The organism is Bartonella silvatica (assembly GCF_040545155.1).
Lineage (GTDB): Bacteria > Pseudomonadota > Alphaproteobacteria > Rhizobiales > Rhizobiaceae > Bartonella > Bartonella silvatica.
Window position 1 is genome coordinate 1 of the sequence record NZ_JBEPLI010000056.1, and the last position, 2,025, is coordinate 2,025.

Here is a 2,025-nt window from a genome sequence, read left to right on the forward strand (position 1 = left end):
CCAGAAAACTGAAAGGCTATACGACCATCTATCGACTTAATCGACGACTCCCCAACCTTGTAATAGTCCTTTAAAAAGTCATGCGCTTCAATGGCGCGCTTAATCTCCTCCAATGAACTTTCTGCTAACGAATTCTGAAATTGCCGTGCACAAAGAATGGTCCCCGATATCCCTCCCATACCAAATTGATAACCTTTTAAAGCCGCCATCAATGCAAATGATCTTGTCTTTCCAGACCCTCGTCCACCCCAAGCTGCTCGTACCAAAGCCTTATCTGTAAAAATCGGTATAAGCTTTGGAACAATATTAATCTGTCTTGTCGTCATTCATTGTTAAAGGAGCAATTTCTACACGCGTTATCATCTTAATGGCTCCCCCATCTTCCCCCGTCACTTGCAAGGGCAAGATCTTCCCAAGCAACGCTAAATAAGCCGCTGGACATTCCATAGCCTGCTTTTCCAAATAAGAAATCAAACCATCCTTGCCAATTTTATTCCCAGCATTCTCAGCAGCCTTAACCACTGCTTCTTTTAAAATGCGCGTCACTTTATTTGGAACGCCTTTGACACGCCCCATTCCTGCCTTAGGGGGTTTATATTTTTTCTTTGTTTGAGAAATCTGTTCTGTATTTTGTGATGTCATAAAATACACCCTCCAGATAATAAAAAACCCCGCAAATGCGGGGATTTTACACTGCACTGCCCCTCGTCTAGATACAATACGACCAAGTACAGTAATGCCATTAAATACGATTTGCTACACTTTGTCAACATAATAATACATATTGATATATTCAAAGGGAATCGGTTAGGTAGTGTTAATTATGATAATTTAAAGGATTAAATAATGAAATTACTTTTCACAATACGCACCCTAACATTTATAGCCTTTTTTTTTCTATATCAACGTCATTTGGATTTACGCGTATATTTACCCGTGTCGATACTATAGAGCAATATAATCAAATTTACGACAAATACGCAAGTAAAGAGTATGAAGGCTTTTCACATTTTGATAAGCAAAACCAAGCAAATCAATTTGCATACAATAATGACTATCAGAATATAGCTTCCAAATTTGACACTGTATGGCATCGTCACATACTCATTGTTTTATGTGGACGCTTTGTGAATTTATTGCGGGGTGAGTATAACAAAGAAATGTCATGGGCAATGCTACCCAGTGTAATAAATACTTTACGCTACGAACATAATTGGAGTGAAGAAAATTTCATGTGGGCATACAACATGTCCATGAACAGTACAGATCCAATGTTTTATTATGCGAAAAAATTTCTTAGTACTTCAAGTGGAAATGGCATTAACCCCGAAACACAAGTTGTTGACTTAGTATCTAGTATGAGAATCGATAATGGGAGAGGTATAAAAAAAACAGCTAGGTTTTGCAGAGACTTACAAACGATATACAATATGATGAAGCCAAAATAAAAGTTATTATTTAACGATCAAAATGTTTATAAAGCGCATTAAGAGCAACTCGTAGCGAATTCACAAGATGTGGCAACATCTGATCTTCTATAACGAGGTACTGTAGCGCTGCATAAAGATTATACTGTCTATAGAGGCATTGGACTTCTTTTAGTGCCTCTTGCGTGTTTATAAACTGCTCTGTTGCAAATGCTACCCACTTGTCTCTTGCCTTATCATCTGAAGATGACGGCATTTCGTCATAAATTGCATTAGGCAAGCCCTTTGCACAAAGGTAATTATTTCTTATCTGTAGATATTGTTGCGCAGCGTCATATTGCTCTTGAGTAATAACGCCTTGCAAACAAAGCCGCCCTATGTAAGAGCCAGAGAGCGGATTTTTTGCCTCTTGTAGCGTTAAACCGAAGCGCTTTGCACGTATCTCTATTGCCAATTGATCAGCAGCTTCACGCGGTGCTTTTGCACGTGATATACGACCATTGGCTTCTCTTACCTGCCCTGTTATTTTAGGGCGTCCCCTCTTTTTGTTTCTTTTCACAACACCGCCTTCTGTTTAAAAAGGAACACTATCATTCAT

General features: G+C 38.7%; 3 protein-coding genes. All 3 read right to left on the reverse strand.

Features of this window, described 5'->3' with window-relative positions; genetic code table 11:
• On the reverse strand, positions 1-326 hold a 326-nt coding region (locus ABID23_RS07800; RefSeq protein WP_354190911.1), incomplete at its 3' end, for a phage terminase large subunit.
• On the reverse strand, positions 307-642 hold the full coding sequence (locus tag ABID23_RS07805; RefSeq protein WP_354190913.1) for a hypothetical protein: 336 nt from the start codon (positions 640-642) through the stop codon (positions 307-309). The genes ABID23_RS07800 and ABID23_RS07805, both read right to left, overlap by 20 nt.
• Positions 643-1,458: 816 nt before the next feature.
• Positions 1,459-1,986 carry a hypothetical protein gene (locus ABID23_RS07810; protein ID WP_354190915.1) on the reverse strand — a complete coding sequence of 176 codons (528 nt, stop codon included), beginning with the start codon at positions 1,984-1,986 and terminating at the stop codon, positions 1,459-1,461.
• Between the last annotated feature and the right edge of the window lie 39 nt (positions 1,987-2,025).